Genomic DNA, 17,515 nt, shown 5'->3' with positions numbered 1-17,515 from the left:
ACTAAGCGTCCTGGTCGGTATCTGGAAGCTGTTTAAAGTAAATATAGCGGTGCAAGCGAATCGCTGGGCGAATCAACAGCTGAAGGCTGCCAACGACGAAAAGACACACGCCCACCGTTTTTACGGTGCCCTCAAAAAAGAAGCAAATGCTGCCGAAGGTAAACCAGATGCCCAGCAGGAAGTCGTTGAGCATACTGAACGCTTCATAGCGCCGGTGAATCACAAGTTCCTGATGCCCGATAGTAAAGGTCCAGTCGTGCGTTTGAGGGTCCTGCTGGCGCTGCATTGCTTCCTCCTTTCAATAACGTTGGCGGTTTCCACACAGTGTAGTGGCGTTACCGCAGCGTGCACTACTAAAGCGAGACAGGACCGAGAAGCGGAAAATCTGCTGGTTAACGGCAATCCGCATGCTCGAACATCTATTTGACATTGGCTCTCTGGTGATGACAAATACGCAAAAATTCTGCTTGAGGAGCACGCTGTGGAAAACGGTCAACCAGAAGCGGCCTTGCGTTATGCAGCGCTAACAGTCGATACCTTGGCAGCGCGCCTGGGAGATGTACACGAAGTGGCCAGCCGTGTAGGTGGTGACCCCGCGAGCTGGGAAATTCGCGAGGTGGGCGACGGTAACTTGAACCTAGTGTTTATTGTGACAGGCGCCACGGGCAGCGTGGTGGTCAAGCAGGCACTGCCCTACGTACGTATGGTGGGCGAAAGCTGGCCACTGCCGCTTTATCGCGCGCACTTTGAGTACTATGCGCTTGTGCGCCAGGCCAAGCGCGCCCCAGGCATTGCGCCTGAAGTATTTTACTTTGATAAGCCCCAGGCCCTGATCGTGATGGAGTATCTCTACCCGCACACGATTTTACGACGCAAGCTGATCAAGGGCGAGCGGGTGGCTCAGCTTGGGGAAACCATCGGTCAGTTCTGCGCGCGCACGGCGTTTCGCGGCTCGGAGCTTTCCTTGGCAAGCCCTGAGAAAAAGCAGGATGTGGGGCTGTTTTCCGGCAACGTGGCGATTCCCGCCATTACCGAATCGCTGGTGTTCACTGACCCCTATTACGGCGCCGAGATGAACCACCATACGCCGGAGCTTTCGCCGGTGGTGGATGAGCTGCGCCGTAATGCGCCATTAAAAGCCAAGGTGCAGCGGCTATTGATGAAGTTCACCGCCAATACCGAAACCATGCTCCACGGTGACTTACATTCGGGCTCGATCATGGCGACCGATACCGACGTGCGCGTGATCGACCCTGAATTTTCCCAGTACGGGCCGATGGCGTTTGACCTGGGGATGGCGGTTGCCAACTTCCTGATGGCGTATTTCAGCCAGCCCGCCCACCGTCAAGAAGATGATCTGGCCGCTTACCAGGCGTGGATTCTCGAGGTGATTGAGGCGTGCTTCACAAGCTTTGATGCTGAGTTCCGTCATTTATGGCAAACCGAGCGCACTGGCATTCTGTTTCCCAGAGCGTTGTTTGAAGAGCAGGGCAACAGTGCGGACGACGCTTGTGATGCGCTGCTGGGCGAGATTCGCCTGGATGCGCTGGCTTATTGCGGCATCGAGATGCACCGCCGGGTGCTTTCACTTGCCCACAACGCCGATTTTGAAGAGATCGAAGACACTGCGCTACGCGCCAGGCTTGAAGCCCGCAACGTGCTGATGGGCCAAGCCTTGATTCTGAATCCTGAGGCAGCCTGCGATATATCGGCACTGATCGATCTAGCCCAGGCCTATAACCGCCAGGATGTTCTATAAAGCGGTGTGCTTTGAAAGTGACGCGGGAATTAAGCCCGCGTCTTTATTTATTGGTTTTCGGAGTTTTAATATGGCTATTTTAATATCATGTATTGCCTTAGTAGTAGCTATATTATCGCTTTTAGTTGGGTATTTTTTCTCCTTCTTATCATTTTATGATGGTTTTCTGAATCAAGTTTACTCATGTGAAAAAGATTTTAAGAGCTTTAAGAGAGCTTTTTATAATTTTCAGACGAAAGCTAATGAATATTACGAGCTAACGGGTGAGAGTTTATTAGGAAATGATGAGGTTGATAATTTAAAGACTATAATAAAAGAAATGGAAGTATCGTTAGAAAAAACTAAAAAAGATTTTTAGCCAGAAGCTTGGTCTCAGTTTAATCCAATTTTGATTATGAAAAACATAAAAAGTAAGAACGTTAATTTTCATCTTATGACAGAGTTGAAGAAATCTCAAAATGACTTAGATCGTTTGCTCAGTGAGGTGAATAAAAGGCTATATTGATATTTTTGTATAGGGAGAAAGCTAAAATCTGGTTTAAGTTTCTATAAGATCCTGGCTTAAATTTACAGGGAAAGCTACACCCAATTTGTTTAAATGAAAGAAATAAAAGAGCGCGGGAATTGAACCCGCGTCCTTAAAGTCATTGCCGATATTTACAGCTGATCAATACGATCAAACCTGCCAGCGATATCGCTCTCGGTCCAGTGGGGTACCCAGCCTTCCACGTTATCGAAAAAGCGCAGCGCGGTGAATTCCGGATTAGGTCCCATATCGAACCAGTGCGGCGTATTGGCGGGTACGCTGATCAGGTCATTGCGGGTGCATAGTACTTGGTACACCTTGTCCTCGATATGCAGGCAGAAAAGTCCCTGACCCTTCACAAAAAAGCGTACTTCGTCTTCATGATGGCGGTGCTCATTCAGGAATTTCTGGCGCATGGCGTCTTTTTCAGGATGCGTGGGCACCATATGCAGCACATCGACCGTCTGGTAACCACCCTGGGCCTTTAGCCGCTCGATATCCTCTTGGTAGAGCGCCAGTATGTCGTCCTGGGTGGCGTCATCGGCAATTTCGCCCGGTGTTGCCCAGCGCTCAAACAGCACGCCAACACGGTTTAGCTCGGCTTTGATCTGCTCGCCATCGGTGGTATCGATTAGCGCGTTGTTTGGGTCTTGATCGGCAAATACTTTGAGTTGTGACATTAAGGCGCTCTCCACTAGTTAACGCTTGAACAGTTAAAGATCGATCTCAGCGAAGCTTGTCACGCAAGCGTGCTCGGTGCCAGCCTGGGTACCTTCACGCACCAGTTGCAGCGTCTGCATGCCCGCCTGTTTGGCGGCATCCAGCTCTTCCACGACATCGGATAGAAACAGGATTTCGTCGGCGGGGAGCTGTAGCTTGCTGACAATGTGCTGATACGCCTCGGCTTCGCGCTTGTGACCGATATGGGTATCGAAATAGCCGCTGAACAGCGGTGTTAGATCGCCCTCTGTGCTGTAGCCAAACAGCATTTTTTGCGCTTGCATGGAGCCTGACGAGTAGACGTAAAGCTGTTTTCCGGCCTCTGCCCACTGGCGAAGGCGTGGGGCGACATCTTTATACAAATGTCCCTTGAAGGCGCCGCGCTGATAGCCATCGGCCCACATCATGCCCTGAAGCGCTTTAAGCGGCGTGACCTTCTGATCGGTCTCGATCCAATGAAGCAGCGTTTCGATCACTTTATCCAGCGAGGCATCCGGTTCCTTTAGCTCATCGCGCACCGCGGCTATCTGCTCTTCTATATCGGGTTGCGCTGAGTGAGTGTAGACAAATTCGGGAAGCTGGTCGTGAGCATAGGGAAACAGCACCTTATGCACAAAGTTGATATCCGTGGTGGTGCCTTCGATATCGGTTACCACGGCGCGAATGTTTGTGTTATCAAGACCTGGATTATTTATCATTTAGACCACCGACTCTCTTCAAGTACACAGGCAAGTAAAAACTCAATGGCTTCCAGATGACGGCGGCAGGCGGCAATGGTTTCGCCGACGGCATAGATGCCGTGTCCAGCCACAAGAAAGCCCCACGGCATTGGCCAGCCTGTACGCACATGATCCGCCAGCTCATTCATATCTTGAGAATTGGGTACAACCGGCAGGTGGACCGTGGCGTCGTGGGTGTGATTGCCCTGCAGCGCTTTTTGCATCTCGAAGCCGTTTAGCTTGATGCCTTCAGGAAAGCGGCGCGACAGAACGGTACTGGCCACGGTGTGAGTGTGTAATATACAGCCAATCGTCGGGTCCAGGCGGTAGAGCGCCGCGTGAAGATCGCTCTCAGCGCTGGGTTTACCATTGCCTTCAAGCACTTGGCCTTCAAGGTCGCAAAGCAGCAAGTCATCGGCCTGAATGCGGGTTTTATCGCGGCCCGAGGCGGTTACCAGATAACCTTGTGGCATGCGGGCAGAAAAGTTGCCTCCCGTGGCGGGTGTCCAGCCTTGCTGGGCCGCCCACGAAATGGCCGCTAGCAGTTCGTCTTGTGAGGTCATCGTAGGGTCAGCATCGCGTCGCTTTTAAAGGTATTCATTCTATATGATATGCTCCGCGGCTGATAAGTCGCGCGCCGTATCCTTTCTTTCTCATCCGTTCTTTCCCTAAGTACTCAAGGAGCCCTGATGCCTCATCTTCAGTCACGCAGTTTGCGGGTATATGCCGACTCGCTTGAGTATCTGGATCAGACGCGCTTGCCGCAAACCGAAACATGGGTGCGCTGTAGCTCGCCTGATGAGTGGCAGACAGCGGTGAAAAGCCTGGCGATTCGCGGCGCGCCGCTAATTGGTTTAAGCGCTGCCTTCGTGTTGGCGCAGTATGCCGCGCAACACCCTGGGCGGGAGAACGAGTGGCAACGGGTAAGCGATCGCTTACGCGCTACACGCCCCACGGCGGTTAATTTGATGTACTGCCTGGATGCCATGGAGGCTTGCTTTTCCCAGGGGCCGGCTGCGCTTTCTGAGCGCGCCACCGCGCTGTTTGAAGAGGACCGCGAGCTGTGTTTGCGGATGGCTAAGTATGGCGCGGACTTGTTGGCAGAGGGTGAGCGAGTGCTCACTCACTGCAATACCGGCGCTCTGGCGACGGCCGGTGTCGGCACGGCAATTGGCGCGCTGGCGGTTGCCAAAAAGCGCGGGCTAACACTGCACGTGTACGTGAACGAAACCCGCCCGCTGCTTCAGGGCGGCCGGTTAACCGCCTGGGAAATGGCCGATCTGGATATTCCTTACCAGCTGATTGCGGACAGCATGGCCGCAAGCCTGATGGCAGCAGGCAAAGTGGATAAAGTGATGGTCGGCGCCGACCGCATCTGCGCCAACGGCGACTTTGCCAATAAAGTGGGCACCTATATGCTTGCTGTCGTCGCCAACTACCACCAGGTGCCGTTTTATGTGGTAGCGCCGTACACCACGGTAGACCCGGCCTGCGCCACGGGCGATGACATTCCGATCGAGCAGCGCGACGCTGCTGAGATACGAGGCGCCACCGGCGCCTTTGGCGATATCGTTTGGGCACCGGAAAACGCGCCGGTTTGGAACCCCTCTTTTGATGTTACGCCGGCGTCCTTAGTGACCGGCTGGGTGCTGGATACCGGCGTGTTCGACAAAGCCGCCATCGCCCGGGGCGAGCACTGCCGGTAACGGCTTGCCTGAAATACTAGGCCTGCATGCTGGGCAAGGCCGCGCGCAGCATTGTCGCGTTCGCCCATCTATATAGGTAAGGAGCTGCTATGCTTTGGCGAGGTTTGCTTTGGCGCCTCGCGCCAATTTTCCCATCATCGCCAAAGGGTGTTCTTATGCTCCGCCAACCGCTTCTGGCCCGTGCGGCCGTTCTGTTTGCGCTTGTCTCTCCGCTTGCCGCCGCCGATACGCTCGTATTTACCGCCATTCCCGACGAGGACGAAACCCGCCTTCAGCAGCGTTTTCAGTCGGTGGCCGGCTACCTCGCCGATGAGCTCGATGTGGATGTACGTTTCATCCCCGTGACGTCCTACGCCGCCTCCGTTACCGCGTTTCGCAACAACCAAGTTCAGTTGGCCTGGTTCGGCGGCTTTACCGGCGTTCAGGCGCGCGAGCTGGTGCCCGGCTCTCAGGCGATCGCCCAGGGGGTCGAGGACCCGGAGTACAAGAGCTACTTTATCGCCAACCAGGCCACCGGTATCGAGCCGGTCGAGTCCGATACCTCCCCCGAGGCGCTAAAAGGGCTCACCTTTACCTTCGGTTCGCAAAGTTCCACCTCCGGGCGGCTGATGCCGGAGTACTTTCTGACTCGCGACCTGGGCGCCTCGCCGAACGAGCTTTTCAAGCGCGTGGGCTACAGCGGCAACCATAGCCGCACGGTGTCGCTGGTGCAGTCCGGCGCCTACCAGGCGGGGGTGTTGAGCTACACCGCCTGGGAAAACGAGGTCGAGCAGGGCAACGTCGACCCCGAACGGGTGCAGGTCGTGTGGGAATCGCCCACCTACCCGGACTACCACTGGACCGTGCGCGGCGACGTGGACGAGCGCTTCGGCGAGGGCTTCACCGAGCGGCTTAAGCAGGCGCTGATCGACATGGATGACCCGGACCTTCTGGCGAGCTTCCCGCGCTCGGGCTTCATTCCGGCCTCCAATGAAGATTTTCAGCCCATACACGACGTCGCCGTATCGCTGGATCTGCTCTAGCGGTGAGCGATTTCGCTCTCAAGGACGCCGAGGCGCACTACGGCGCCACGCGGGTGCTCGGGCCGCTGTCGATGCGTATTGCCGCCGGTGAGCGTGTCGCGCTCATCGGCAAGAGTGGGGCGGGAAAGTCGACGCTGCTCTCGCTGATGTTCGACCGCTGGCAGGCGCAAAATGTGGCGTTGATGCCCCAGGCGCTGGGGCTCGTCGATACGCTCTCGGTGTTTCACAACGTCTACATGGGGCGGCTCGACCGCCACCGGTGGTGGCGCAACCTTGCCACCTTGGCAAAACCGTGGCGCCGCGATATCGATGAGATCAAAGCGCTGCTTGACGAGGTGGGCATCGGTGAGAAGCGCTGGACGCCCTGCGGCGAGCTTTCCGGTGGCCAGCGCCAGCGTGTGGCCGCAGCCCGGGTACTCTACCAGCAGGGCGATCTGCTGCTGGCCGACGAGCCGGTCTCGGCCCTCGACGGCCCTCAAGCAAGTCACGTAATGGCCATGCTGACCGAGGGCTACCCGCAGGCGGTGCTGGCGATGCACGACCTGGAGCTTGCACTTGCGTTCTGTACGCGCATCGTCGGTCTCAAGGACGGCGCGATCGTGCTCGATGCCCCGAGCGAGGCGCTCTCCAGCGCCACCCTTCAGGACCTCTACTGATGGCGCTGCGTGCCACCACCCGCGTCACGCTGGGCTTTATTCTGCTGGCGCTGGTATGCTTTGCGCTTGGCGATTTCGAGATCAGCGCGCACGACCCGTGGCGCTCTGTCGGCCAACTGCTGCTGGGTCTGGTCCAGCCGGATTTCAGCGGTATCGATTCGTTGGGCGAGGCGCTCCTGCGCACCGTTGCCTTCGCGTTTGTCGGCGTGGGCCTGGGCGCGGGGGGGGGAATGCTACTGGCGCTATGTTTTCACCGCTGGTGGGTACGCACCTTCAGCGCCTTCATTCGCGCCATCCACGAACTTTTCTGGGCGCTGATCTTTCTGCAGAGCTTTGGTCTGCACCCGGTGACCGGGTTGCTGGCCATCGCCATTCCCTACGCGGGTATTTTCGCCAAGGTGTACGCCGAAATACTCGATGAGACCGACCCGCTCCCCCTTGATGTGCTTCCCCGGCGCGCCGGGCGGCTCTCAAAGCTCGTCTACGCGCGCCTCAGCCAGGCCTGGCCGCACCTGGTGAGTTACACGGCCTACCGGCTGGAGTGCGGTCTGCGCTCGAGTGCGGTGTTGGGCTTTGTGGGCATGCCGACCATCGGCTATCACCTCATGGCTGCCTTCGCCCAAGGCCACTATTCGACGGTGGGTGCGCTTTTGCTGCTGTTCTACCTGTTGATCGGCACGCTGCGCTGGTGGGTACGCCCAAGACTTTTGCCAGTTTACCTGCTGGTCGCGCCGTTTCTGCTAGGCACTGGGCTTCCCATCACGTGGTCGAACGTCACGCGGTTTTTCACCGAGGATATCGTGCCCTCGCCGCTCAAAAGGGGCGAGGGGCTGTCCGCGCTCTGGGAGTGGTTCGCCCAGCTGTTCATGAATCAGGCGCTGCCCGGCATATTAAATACGCTGCTGCTGACACAGGTTGCTCTGGTGGCCACCGGGGTGCTTGCGCTTGCGCTCTTTCCGGTGATTTCGCGCCATTTTACCCATCGCGCAAGCGGGGCGGCGGGGCACGTAGTGCTGGTCATCATGCGCTCGACGCCAGAGTACATGCTGGCATTCATTCTGCTTCAGCTCTGGGGGCCATCGATGCTGCCGGCGGTGGTGGCGTTGGCGCTACATAACGGTGGCATCATCGCGCACCTGGTGGGTCGGCGCAGCAACGAAATACAGCTTCGCCAGGATGCGCCGCATGGCATCGACCGCTACGCCTTTGAAATGCTCCCAAGGCTTTACGGCCCCTTCCTGGCGCTTGTGTTCTACCGTTGGGAAATCATCATGCGGGAGACGGCGATCCTGGGCATTCTGGGCATCGCTACGCTCGGCTTCTATGTCGACAGCGCCATCCAGGAGATTCGTTTCGACCGGGCGATGGTACTGATATTGATCACCGCGCTGATCAATATCGGCGTCGATGTACTCGCCCGGCGGCTACGCGGCTATCTGCGCCTTCGTCACGGCGTCAATCGCCAGCAGTGCTGAGCCGGGCCTGCTTTCAAGGAGCCACATGAAGGCTATGAACTCTTGGGTCTAGCTGCCAGCCAGGCCCGCACGCAAGCCAGCACGTTGTAATCGAAACGTCCATCCAGCGCATCGAACACCGCTTTCATACCCAGGCCTGCGTGCTGCTCGAACGCCGCGCGAATTTGGTTAAGCGTGTTTTCATCGAGCTGGATCACCTGATCGAGCGCCAGCGCGCCGCTTTCGATCACATCGGCCAGGTGGCGGTAAACGGTGTTGGGGGCAAGCCCCCGCGCTTGGGCGATTTCCTCAGGCGCTAGCCCTTGGCGCAAGAGGGCGGCGGACTCCAGAGCACTATCGCCCACGGGGGCGCTTGAGGGCGCGTCTTTATGCGCCATGATGACCGCCAGAAATCCCTCTCCATAATCCTCAAGCTTGCGGGCACCAATGCCGGTGATGCCGCCTAGTGCCGCCAGACTTTGCGGGCGTTGCTCGCTCAGCTCGGCAAGCGTGGCGTCGTTGAAGATGACGTAGGCAGGTACGCCCTGAGCGTCGGCCAGTGCCTTGCGGTGCTGGCGCAGCGCTTCCCAAAGGGCGCCGTGGCCTTGAGCGCCCGAGCCGCCCTTGCTGCTGCGCCGGGCGGCCTTAACCTTGCTCGGCTTACGTAGGGTCAGCGATTCCTCACCACGCAGCACTGGCTTAGCGTTTGCCGTTAAGCGAATCCCGCCATGACCTTCCATGTCCACACTTAGAAGACCGCTCGCAATCAATTGGCGAAAGAGCGCTTTCCATTCGCTGGCCGAGAGATCCTTGCCGATGCCAAAGGTGCTGATCTTGTCGTGGCCAAAGCGGGTGATGCGCTCGTTGCTTTTACCCAGCAACACATCCACCAGATAGGTGACGCCGAAACGCTGCTCGGTGCGATAGACACACGAAAGCGCCTTTTGCGCCGCCACCGTGGCGTCCCAGGTCTCGGGCGGGGTCAGGCAGTTGTCGCAGTTACCGCAGGGCGCATCCAGGTGGTCGCCGAAGTAGTGCAAAAGCACCTGACGGCGGCAACTGATGATCTCGCAAAGCCCCAGCATGGCGTCGAGCTTTTGCTGCTCAATGCGCTTTTGATGATCATGAGCGCTGGAGTCCTGCTGCATCTGGCGCAGCGTGATGACATCCTGCAGGCCGTAAGCCATCCATGCATCTGCGGGCAGGCCGTCGCGCCCGGCGCGGCCGGTTTCCTGATAGTAGGCTTCAATGCTCTTGGGCAGGTTGAGATGCGCGACAAAGCGCACGTCCGGCTTGTCGATGCCCATACCAAAGGCGATGGTGGCCACCACGATTACGCCATCTTCACGTAGAAAACGAGTCTGGTGATGCTGGCGCTGTTCGGGGGGAAGCCCTGCATGATAAGGCAGAGCGGTTAGCCCCTGGCGCTCAAGCCAGGCGGCGGTGTCGTCCACCTTGCGTCGGGATAGGCAGTAGACGATTCCGGCTTCGCCGTTGTGATTTTCGCGGATAAAGCGCAGCAGCTGCTCGCGGGCGTTGCCCTGATTTTCAGCGATATGGTAGCGGATGTTGGGACGATCAAAGCCGCTATTGTAAAGCGCTGCCTCACCCAGTTGCAGGTGCTCGATGATATCGCCCCGAGTGGGCACATCGGCGGTGGCAGTGAGTGCGATGCGCGGCACCTGGGGAAAGCGTTGGTGAAGCTGGGAGAGCTGGCGGTACTCGGGGCGAAAGTCATGTCCCCACTGGGAAACACAGTGGGCCTCGTCAATGGCGAACAGTGCTATCCGGGCCTGCTCCAGAAGCGCCTGCATACGCGGCGTGGCGAGCCGCTCGGGGGCCACATACAAAAGGTCCAGCTCGCCTGAGCGCAGGCGATTCTCCACCTCGACCGCTTCATGATAGTCGAGGCTGGAGTTGAGATAGGCGGCGCGTACGCCATTTTGAACGAGTGCCGCCACCTGATCCTGCATTAGCGCGATCAAGGGCGATACCACGATGGCGGTGCCTTCGCGTAACAGCGCGGGGATCTGGTAGCACAGCGATTTGCCGCCGCCAGTGGGCATCAGTACCAGCGCATCGCCCCCGGCAATGACATGATCAATAATCGCCTGCTGCGGACCGCGAAAGTGCTCAAAGCCAAAGACTTCCTGCAGCACCTTGAGGGCCGCCGGGTTGGATTCGCCGTGCATCCTCACTCTCCTTTTTGCCGAGGGGGGATTGTCGCACGAAAAAGCCTCTTACGCGTTTGCCTAGCGAATGCCTGCTCTTAAAAACGACTGCACAAACTGGCGCTGAAAGAGTAGAAAAGCAATCAACAGCGGCGCGATGCTGAGCAGCGTGGCCGCGCTGACCGTTGCCCAGTTAACCCCCGTTTCAGGGGCGGAAAATACGCCTAGGCCAACGGTTAACGGGCGGCTTGATACTGAGTTGGTCACCACCAACGGCCACAAAAAGTTGTTCCAATGGTGGCTGATTGAAACCAGCCCATAGGCCAGGTAGGTAGGCTTGGCCAGAGGCACGTAGACCTTCCAGAGAATTTCCAGCCAGCTGCAGCCCTCGATACGCGCGGCATCTTCAAGCTCGCGGGGAATGGTCTTAAACGTCTGACGTAATAGAAAAATGCCAAAGGCGCTGGCGACATAAGGCAGGCCAATACCGGTGATGGTGTTGATTAACCCTAGCTCGCTGGCGATACGGTAGTTCTCCACGATCAGCACTTCGGGGAATACAAATAACTGAATGAGCACCAGCATAAACAGCAAGTTTTTACCTGGAATGGGAAACCGTGCAAAGGCAAATGCCGCCAGCGTACACACCACAAACTGAGCAAGTACCACACCTGTCACCAAAGCAAAGGTGTTGAGGTAGTAGCGGCCAAACGGCGCCTGTGACCAAGCGTTAACGAAGTTATCCAACGTCAGTGGGGCAAACAGCTCAAAACGCACCATAAATTCGCTGGGGTGAAAGGCGGCCCAAAAAGCGTACAGTAATGGAAAAATCCAAATCACTGCCAATAGCCACGCCGCCACGGTTTCAAGCGACGGGATGGATAGCCGGCGAGATCGAGACGTAGAGTTCCTGAAGCTTGAGTGTGTTGTGGTTGAACTCATTGATAATGCGTCCTGCGGTCTAGAATCGTGAACTTCAGCGTGGCAACCACCGCAAGTACCAGCAGAATCACCACCGTAATAGTGGCCGCCGTGGTGCGGTCAAAAAACGAGAAGGCATTTTCGTAGACGTAATACAGCAGCAAATTGGTCGCGTTATTGGGCCCGCCTTTGGTCAGAATAAACAGATGGTCGACCACGCGTACTGCATTGATTAACGCATTGATCAGCACAAACAGTGTGGTCGGCATCAAGAGCGGAAAGGTCACTCGCCAGAAGAAACTCCAGCGGCTGGTACCTTCAAGGTCGGAGGCTTCTTTTAGCTCGGGCGGTATGCCTTGAAGTGCCGCGAGATAGAAAATCATGAAGAAGCCGGCTTCTTTCCAGACTGACATCACGATCACCGAGCCCAGAGCGACACTTGGGTCGCCCAACCAATTCACCCCAGAAAACCCCAGCGCCCCGAGCAGCTTGTTAAATAGGCCAATTTGCGGGGCGTAGAAAAACATCCAGATATTGGCCGCGGCAATCATAGGCAAAATAGTCGGTGTGAAGTAGGCCATACGCACAAGGCCGCGCCCCGGCAGTTTGCCGTTAACGAACAGTGCCATGCCCAGCGCCAAGGCGATGGAGGTAGGGATCGTGCCCAGCGCGTAAATCAGGTTATTGCGCGCTACTTTCCAGAACTTGGCGTCATCGAACAGAAAACGATAATTCTCAAGCCCGACGAATTCCGGCGGTGCGCCGCGAAATCCGGGCAGAAACAAACTGTTAATCACGGTAGTAATAGTGGGCAGATACGCAAAAGCGGCTAACAGCACGGCGGCTGGCAGTAACAGCAGCGCGCCATACATCTGCATTTTGTGGTGGGCGGTTAATGCCATGGATAACTACCGCAAGTGAAGAAAAGCCGGGGCGAGCCCCGGCGAATGGATAAGGAAGGGCTTAACGTGCGTAACGACGCAGTATGGCGTCCGCTTCCCGCTGGGCTTGGCTAAGTGCGGCTTCTGGTTCCATCTGACCAGTCAAGGCTGCCTGAACGGCGTTATCCAGCGTGCGACGAATGCGGCCACCCTGGTAAGTGGAAAGCTCGGCAGTACCGTGTTCCAGCTGGTCGCGGGCAACGGCGGCGGGCGGAAAGCTCTCCACGTATTCGCGCAGCGCATCGGTCTCGTAAGCGGCGGGGCTTACGCCCATGTAGCCCGTTTCAATCGACCAGTCGGCGGCGCGCTCAGGTGCGGTCATCCAGCGGATAAACGTCATCGCAGCGCGCTGCTCTTCTTCAGAAGCATCTTTAAAGACGTAGAAGTTACCGCCGCCTGTGGGGCTGCCGCGCTGGGTATTCATGGGCAGCATGGCGACGCCAAAATCAAAACCGGCCTCATTGCGCACGGCGGTCAGGTTGCCGGTGGTGTGCCACATCATGGCGGTGGACTGCTCAATAAAGTTCTGCCGCAGCGTGCCCCACTCGATGGTGCCATCCGGCATAGCGTTATGTTCGGTTGCCAGTGATACCCAGTATTCAAGGGCTTCAACTGCGGCGGGGTCATCAAAATAGACTTCGGTGCCGTCTTCGCTCATCAAACGGTGGCCGTTCTGGAATGCGAACGCCTGGAACATCCAGTAGGGGTAGCCGGTAGACGGCACCATCACGCCCCATTGCTCACCGTTGGAGGCTTCGCGAATCGTCGCCGCCATGTCGGCCATCTCTTGCCAGTTTTCCGGCGGGGTTTCAGGATCTAAACCAGCCGCTTCAAACGCCTCTTTATTCCAGAACAGCACAATGGTGGAGCGCTGGAAAGGAATACCGTAGGTTTTGCCATCCAACTGGCCGTTTTCCATCAGGCCGGGGTAGAAGCTATTGAGCCAGTCGCGCTCCTCATCGGTTTCGACCAGATCATCGAACGCCACAATGGCGTCCTGCTCGATCAGTTCGTAAAGATCGATGGAGAACATGACCGATAGCTGCGGCGTGTCGCCTGACTCAATCGCCGACATTGTCCGCACGCGGGTGTCGTCGTAGTTGCCAGCGTAGATGGCTTCTACCGAGATCTCGGGATGCTCGCTCTCAAACTCATTCACGAGGTTATCGATCACGTCGGTCAGTGCACCGCCAACTGATACGGGGTAGTACATGGTTAAATCAATGGTATCAGCGCTTGCCTGGGCGGCGCTTAACAGTCCGGCCACCAGGGCTGTGGTAGCAAAAGGGATACGCAAACGCATAAAAGACTCCACGAACATTAATGTTGGAAAGAGCCCACCACAGGTGGACGGGGGATTGAGCGGTGTGCAGACGGCAGTAGGGTCGGCGTCAGGTCATGACGTCGCAGCCCATCGGTATCAAACAGGTGGGCACTTTCCGCCGCCCAATGCAGGCGGCACGCTTGGCCGGTTAGCGCATGCTTTCCGCTTAGCCGAACCCGCAGGGTATGGGTGCCTACGGTGACGTGAGCGATTGTATCGGCGCCCAAATACTCCTCGCTAAGTACGGTGGCCGGAACGCCAGGCTCTGATGCCGGGCGTAGCTCAATATCTTCTGGGCGAATGCCTAATTGCCCGCCAGCGGCTTCCAGCGGCGCTACCGTGGTGGTGGGTTCGCCGTCAATAACAGCACCCTGATCGCCTTTTACAAGTGGCAACAAATTCATGGCAGGACTCCCTATAAAGCTAGCGGCAAAGGCGCTGGCAGGCCGGTTATAAAGCTCGTCAGGCGTACCGTCTTGAACGATGCGGCCATGCTGCATCAGAATCACACGATCCCCCATGCTCATGGCCTCGACCTGATCGTGGGTTACGTAAATCACCGTCATTTTCAGACGGCTTTGTAGTGCCTTGATTTCCCGACGCATATCACTGCGCAGGCGCGCATCCAGGTTGGAGAGCGGCTCATCCATCAAACAGATCGGATGCTCAGAAATTATTGCGCGCGCAAGCGCCACTCGCTGGCGTTGGCCACCGGAAAGCTGGGCAGGTTTACGGTTCAGGTAAGCGGTAAGGTCGACAAGCTCAGCCACTTTGGCCAGCCGCTCACGCTGTTCAGCTTTAGGCACTTTGCGGCTGCGCAGGCCGAACACGATGTTGTCGGCAACGCTTAAGTGCGGGAACAGCGCATAGGATTGAAACACCATGCTTAAGCCGCGGTCGCCTGGTGGCAGGCGCGTAACATCGCGCTCACCGATATCGATCTTCCCGTCGCTTGCCTCTTCCAAGCCCGCAATCATGCGCAGCGTGGTGGATTTTCCACAGCCCGACGGACCCAGCAGAATGACAAACTGGCCTGGCGTCACATCAAAGGAAATGGCATCGACAGCGGTTGTCGTGCTCCAGCGTTTCGTCACGCGCTCCAGGCGGATACGCGATTGGCTCATACACACAGGCTCATATCTATTCCACCAGCTGTTAATTACTGCTGGCCAGCTTGCGGTGAAAATGTTGCTGTCGTGTGACGATTATATGGCGGAGTTGTGTCAGGTAATCGTTATATAGCCCTCTTGGCTAAAGACTTCAACGCAGCAGGAGAATAGGGTGGTTCATTATTGAAGAGCTGATACTGGCATCGGATAACGCCGCGTCGATTTTCCTGCTTTCGCCACCTGCCCCGGTACCTCATGGCCGATAAGCTCTGGGAGAGTAGCGGCGACGTCAAGCAGGGCATCCAGGTCAACGCCGGTGTCCACGCCCATGGCTTCAAACATATGCACTAGATCCTCGGTGCATACGTTGCCGGTGGCGCCGGGAGCAAAGGGGCAGCCGCCCAGCCCACCGAGTGCTGAGTCAAAGCGGGTAATCCCTGCCTGCCAGGCCGCCAGGGCATTGGCCAGGCCCATGCCGCGGGTGTTGTGAAAATGCAGGGTAAACGGCATTTCGGGCCAGCGTTCAAGTACGGCGTCACACAGCCGTTTGACCTGGGTCGGGTTGGCCATGCCGGTGGTATCGCAAAGGGTTATCCCTTGAATGCCCAGCGCAATCAGCTTTTCAACCAATCCCAGCACCCGCGCTTCGGGTACCTCGCCTTCAAAGGGACAGCCAAACGTGGTGGAGAGCGAGGCGTTGATAAATACGCCGCTGCTCTGGGTCACGTCCAAGATAGCCGCAAATTGTTCAAGGGATTGCTCGGGCGTCATGCGCAGGTTGGCTAGGCCGTGGCTATCGCTTGCCGACATGACCAGGTTGATTTCGTCGACGTTGCAGGCAAGCGCGCGCTCGGCACCTTTTACGTTGGGTACCAGCACGGTGATATCCACGCCTTCCCGGCGCTGAATGCCGGTGACAACTTCGGCAGCGTCGCGCAGGTTGGGAATCGCCTTGGGGGAAGTAAACGACGTCGCTTCGATGCGTTTAAGACCCGTGGAGGAGAGTGCGTCAATCCAGCGGATTTTGTCTTCGGTAGGTACAAAACGCGACTCGATTTGCAGGCCGTCACGCGGGGCCACTTCGTTGATCTCGATTCTCAAAGGGCAGGTTGATAACTGGCTCATAACAAACTCCTTAAATGATGCCTGCTTGGCGCAGTTTGGCGCGGGTTTCCTGGTCGATACCTAGCTCGTCCAATACGTCGTCGGTATGCTGACCCAACGCCGGGCCACCATTGCCCAAACGTCCAGGTGTGGCGCTTAGCTTGGGCAATACGCCGGGCACTTTTAACGGTTGGCCATTAGGGCGGGTAAAGGTTTGGATCATCTCCCGTGCCAGGTAGTGGGGGTCAAAGGCGATATCTTTAGCGGTGTAGGGGTAGCCGGCGGGCACTCGGGCGTCATCCAGAGCTTGTAGAATGGCACTGCGCGGGCGCTCTAGCGTCCAGGCTTCAATGGCTGCATCGATCATGGCGGCTTGTTGGCTGCGCCCGTCGTTATGGGCAAGTGCGGGATCATTGGCTAAATCCTCCCGGCCAATCACGCCCATCAGACGTTTAAAGATGCTGTCACCATTGCCAGCGATGAGCACATAGTCGCCGTTCTGGCAGCGGTAGGCATTGGAAGGGGTGATGCCGGGAAGGGCGCTGCCGCTGGGCTCGCGGACATGACCGCTGGCATCAAACTCCGGCAGGAGACTTTCCATCATCGCGAACACGGACTCGTACAACGCAACGTCGATTTCCTGGCCCAGGCCACTGCGGTTACGCTCCTGAAGGGCCAGCAAAGTGCCGATGACCGCGTAAAGGGCGGAAAGCGAGTCGCCAATGCTTACGCCCACCCGTACCGAAGGCTCATCCGGTTGGCCGGTAAGGTAGCGTAGCCCGCCCATGGCTTCGCCAATCACGCCAAAGCCGGGCTTGTCGCGGTAGGGGCCTGTCTGCCCGTAACCCGAAATATGCACCATGATCAACCGTGGGTTGAGCGCTGATAACGCTTCCCAGCCTAGCCCCCAGCTCTCCAGCGTGCCGGGGCGAAAATTCTCCACGACAACATCTGCCTCGGCGGCAAGCTGGCGCACCAAGGCCTGGCCTTCTTCGCTGCGTAAATCCAGCGCTACCGATCGCTTATTGCGGGTCTGCACATGCCACCAAAGCGAGGTGCCGTCTTCAATCATTCGCCATTTACGAAGTGGGTCTCCGGTGCCGGGCGGCTCAATCTTGATCACGTCAGCACCAAATTCACCTAGCAACTTGGTGGCGAAGGGACCAGCAATCAGCTGGCCTAATTCAAGCACCTTTAGGTCTTGCAAGGGCAGCTGGCGCGCTTCAGGAGCATTCATCAAGGTTCTCCTCTACTTATCGTTGTTCGCAGTGAGCGCCAGCATGGGGCAGCCGTTTTGGGTCGACAATTAGGCAATGGGTAACAAAGGATTCGTGGCTGGCGAAGGTATGCGTTAGCATAAGCAGACTGTTGGGTAAGAGATGT

17 protein-coding genes are annotated in these 17,515 nt (G+C 57.3%); 6 read left to right on the top strand and 11 right to left on the bottom strand.

Features of this window, described 5'->3' with window-relative positions; genetic code table 11:
• Position 1: 1 nt before the first annotated feature.
• On the bottom strand, positions 2 to 286 hold the full coding sequence (locus ELY38_RS05955) for a YrhK family protein (protein WP_127060590.1): 285 nt from the start codon (positions 284 to 286) through the stop codon (positions 2 to 4).
• A 195-nt stretch (positions 287 to 481) separates the two neighbouring features.
• On the opposite strand from ELY38_RS05955, the gene mtnK reads away from it, so the two are divergent.
• A complete protein-coding gene (mtnK, locus tag ELY38_RS05950; protein WP_185858918.1) occupies positions 482 to 1,759 on the top strand; it encodes an S-methyl-5-thioribose kinase in 1,278 nt (425 codons plus the stop codon).
• 70 nt (positions 1,760 to 1,829) lie between these two features.
• Positions 1,830 to 2,117, top strand: a complete 288-nt coding sequence (locus ELY38_RS05945; RefSeq protein WP_127060589.1) for a hypothetical protein — start codon at positions 1,830 to 1,832, stop codon at positions 2,115 to 2,117.
• A gap of 299 nt (positions 2,118 to 2,416) precedes the next feature.
• On the opposite strand, the gene ELY38_RS05940 is transcribed toward ELY38_RS05945, so the two are convergent.
• The 3 genes from ELY38_RS05940 to mtnB are packed head-to-tail and all read right to left on the bottom strand — an operon-like array spanning position 2,417 to position 4,287.
• Positions 2,417 to 2,965: a 1,2-dihydroxy-3-keto-5-methylthiopentene dioxygenase gene (locus tag ELY38_RS05940; protein ID WP_127060588.1), complete on the bottom strand. Its 549-nt coding sequence runs from the start codon at positions 2,963 to 2,965 to the stop codon at positions 2,417 to 2,419.
• Positions 2,966 to 2,998: 33 nt separating this feature from the next.
• Positions 2,999 to 3,703 carry an acireductone synthase gene (gene mtnC / locus ELY38_RS05935; RefSeq protein WP_127060587.1) on the bottom strand — a complete coding sequence of 235 codons (705 nt, stop codon included), beginning with the start codon at positions 3,701 to 3,703 and terminating at the stop codon, positions 2,999 to 3,001.
• Positions 3,700 to 4,287, bottom strand: coding sequence for a methylthioribulose 1-phosphate dehydratase (mtnB, locus tag ELY38_RS05930; RefSeq protein ID WP_127060586.1), 588 nt, complete (start codon positions 4,285 to 4,287; stop codon positions 3,700 to 3,702). Before mtnB ends, mtnC begins: the two co-directional genes overlap by 4 nt.
• Positions 4,288 to 4,413: 126 nt before the next feature.
• Here mtnB and mtnA point away from each other — a divergent pair, with 126 nt between their 5' ends.
• The 4 genes from mtnA (at position 4,414) to ELY38_RS05910 (ending at position 8,583) form a co-directional block, all read left to right on the top strand.
• Positions 4,414 to 5,430 (top strand): S-methyl-5-thioribose-1-phosphate isomerase, encoded by a 1,017-nt coding sequence (gene mtnA / locus ELY38_RS05925; protein WP_127060585.1) that lies wholly within the window; start codon positions 4,414 to 4,416, stop codon positions 5,428 to 5,430.
• 155 nt (positions 5,431 to 5,585) lie between these two features.
• Positions 5,586 to 6,452: a putative selenate ABC transporter substrate-binding protein gene (locus tag ELY38_RS05920; RefSeq protein ID WP_127060584.1), complete on the top strand. Its 867-nt coding sequence runs from the start codon at positions 5,586 to 5,588 to the stop codon at positions 6,450 to 6,452.
• A gap of 2 nt (positions 6,453 to 6,454) precedes the next feature.
• The gene (locus ELY38_RS05915; RefSeq protein WP_127060583.1) at positions 6,455 to 7,108 is read left to right on the top strand and encodes a phosphonate ABC transporter ATP-binding protein; all 654 of its coding nucleotides are present in this window, start codon (positions 6,455 to 6,457) and stop codon (positions 7,106 to 7,108) included.
• A complete protein-coding gene (locus tag ELY38_RS05910; RefSeq protein ID WP_127060582.1) occupies positions 7,108 to 8,583 on the top strand; it encodes a PhnE/PtxC family ABC transporter permease in 1,476 nt (491 codons plus the stop codon). The genes ELY38_RS05915 and ELY38_RS05910 overlap by 1 nt, the downstream gene beginning before the upstream one ends.
• Before the next feature lie 32 nt (positions 8,584 to 8,615).
• Here ELY38_RS05910 and recQ read toward each other — a convergent pair whose 3' ends face one another.
• The 7 genes from recQ to ELY38_RS05875 all read right to left on the bottom strand — a co-directional run bounded on the left by recQ (position 8,616) and on the right by ELY38_RS05875 (position 17,369).
• Positions 8,616 to 10,754 (bottom strand): DNA helicase RecQ, encoded by a 2,139-nt coding sequence (gene recQ, locus ELY38_RS05905; protein WP_127060581.1) that lies wholly within the window; start codon positions 10,752 to 10,754, stop codon positions 8,616 to 8,618.
• Between the two features lie 60 nt (positions 10,755 to 10,814).
• Positions 10,815 to 11,675: a carbohydrate ABC transporter permease gene (locus ELY38_RS05900; RefSeq protein WP_127060580.1), complete on the bottom strand. Its 861-nt coding sequence runs from the start codon at positions 11,673 to 11,675 to the stop codon at positions 10,815 to 10,817.
• The gene (locus tag ELY38_RS05895; protein ID WP_127060579.1) at positions 11,672 to 12,556 is read right to left on the bottom strand and encodes a carbohydrate ABC transporter permease; all 885 of its coding nucleotides are present in this window, start codon (positions 12,554 to 12,556) and stop codon (positions 11,672 to 11,674) included. The genes ELY38_RS05900 and ELY38_RS05895 overlap by 4 nt, the downstream gene beginning before the upstream one ends.
• Before the next feature lie 61 nt (positions 12,557 to 12,617).
• Positions 12,618 to 13,898 (bottom strand): ABC transporter substrate-binding protein, encoded by a 1,281-nt coding sequence (locus tag ELY38_RS05890; RefSeq protein ID WP_127060578.1) that lies wholly within the window; start codon positions 13,896 to 13,898, stop codon positions 12,618 to 12,620.
• A gap of 17 nt (positions 13,899 to 13,915) precedes the next feature.
• On the bottom strand, positions 13,916 to 15,079 hold the full coding sequence (locus ELY38_RS05885; RefSeq protein ID WP_281274319.1) for an ABC transporter ATP-binding protein: 1,164 nt from the start codon (positions 15,077 to 15,079) through the stop codon (positions 13,916 to 13,918).
• A gap of 129 nt (positions 15,080 to 15,208) precedes the next feature.
• Entirely contained in the window at positions 15,209 to 16,153 is a 945-nt protein-coding gene (locus ELY38_RS05880) for a hydroxymethylglutaryl-CoA lyase (protein ID WP_127060576.1), read from the bottom strand.
• 10 nt (positions 16,154 to 16,163) lie between these two features.
• Positions 16,164 to 17,369, bottom strand: coding sequence for a CaiB/BaiF CoA transferase family protein (locus ELY38_RS05875; protein WP_127060575.1), 1,206 nt, complete (start codon positions 17,367 to 17,369; stop codon positions 16,164 to 16,166).
• Positions 17,370 to 17,515: the final 146 nt, after the last annotated feature.

It is taken from the genome of Vreelandella nanhaiensis, assembly GCF_003990185.1.
GTDB lineage: Bacteria > Pseudomonadota > Gammaproteobacteria > Pseudomonadales > Halomonadaceae > Vreelandella > Vreelandella nanhaiensis.
This window is presented reverse-complemented; position numbering and strand designations above follow the sequence as displayed.

What these genes read in the sequence shown, in the direction of transcription:
- ELY38_RS05940 (WP_127060588.1), bottom strand. Translation starts at nt 2,965, where the DNA reads ATGTCACAACTCAAAGTATTTGCCGATCAAGACCCAAACAACGCGCTA.
- ELY38_RS05895 (WP_127060579.1), bottom strand. Translation starts at nt 12,556, where the DNA reads ATGGCATTAACCGCCCACCACAAAATGCAGATGTATGGCGCGCTGCTG.
- mtnA (WP_127060585.1), top strand. Translation starts at nt 4,414, where the DNA reads ATGCCTCATCTTCAGTCACGCAGTTTGCGGGTATATGCCGACTCGCTT.
- recQ (WP_127060581.1), bottom strand. Translation starts at nt 10,754, where the DNA reads ATGCACGGCGAATCCAACCCGGCGGCCCTCAAGGTGCTGCAGGAAGTC.
- ELY38_RS05900 (WP_127060580.1), bottom strand. Translation starts at nt 11,675, where the DNA reads ATGAGTTCAACCACAACACACTCAAGCTTCAGGAACTCTACGTCTCGA.
- mtnB (WP_127060586.1), bottom strand. Translation starts at nt 4,287, where the DNA reads ATGACCTCACAAGACGAACTGCTAGCGGCCATTTCGTGGGCGGCCCAG.
- ELY38_RS05875 (WP_127060575.1), bottom strand. Translation starts at nt 17,369, where the DNA reads ATGAATGCTCCTGAAGCGCGCCAGCTGCCCTTGCAAGACCTAAAGGTG.
- mtnC (WP_127060587.1), bottom strand. Translation starts at nt 3,703, where the DNA reads ATGATAAATAATCCAGGTCTTGATAACACAAACATTCGCGCCGTGGTA.
- ELY38_RS05890 (WP_127060578.1), bottom strand. Translation starts at nt 13,898, where the DNA reads ATGCGTTTGCGTATCCCTTTTGCTACCACAGCCCTGGTGGCCGGACTG.
- ELY38_RS05880 (WP_127060576.1), bottom strand. Translation starts at nt 16,153, where the DNA reads ATGAGCCAGTTATCAACCTGCCCTTTGAGAATCGAGATCAACGAAGTG.
- ELY38_RS05920 (WP_127060584.1), top strand. Translation starts at nt 5,586, where the DNA reads ATGCTCCGCCAACCGCTTCTGGCCCGTGCGGCCGTTCTGTTTGCGCTT.
- ELY38_RS05955 (WP_127060590.1), bottom strand. Translation starts at nt 286, where the DNA reads ATGCAGCGCCAGCAGGACCCTCAAACGCACGACTGGACCTTTACTATC.
- ELY38_RS05910 (WP_127060582.1), top strand. Translation starts at nt 7,108, where the DNA reads ATGGCGCTGCGTGCCACCACCCGCGTCACGCTGGGCTTTATTCTGCTG.
- ELY38_RS05945 (WP_127060589.1), top strand. Translation starts at nt 1,830, where the DNA reads ATGGCTATTTTAATATCATGTATTGCCTTAGTAGTAGCTATATTATCG.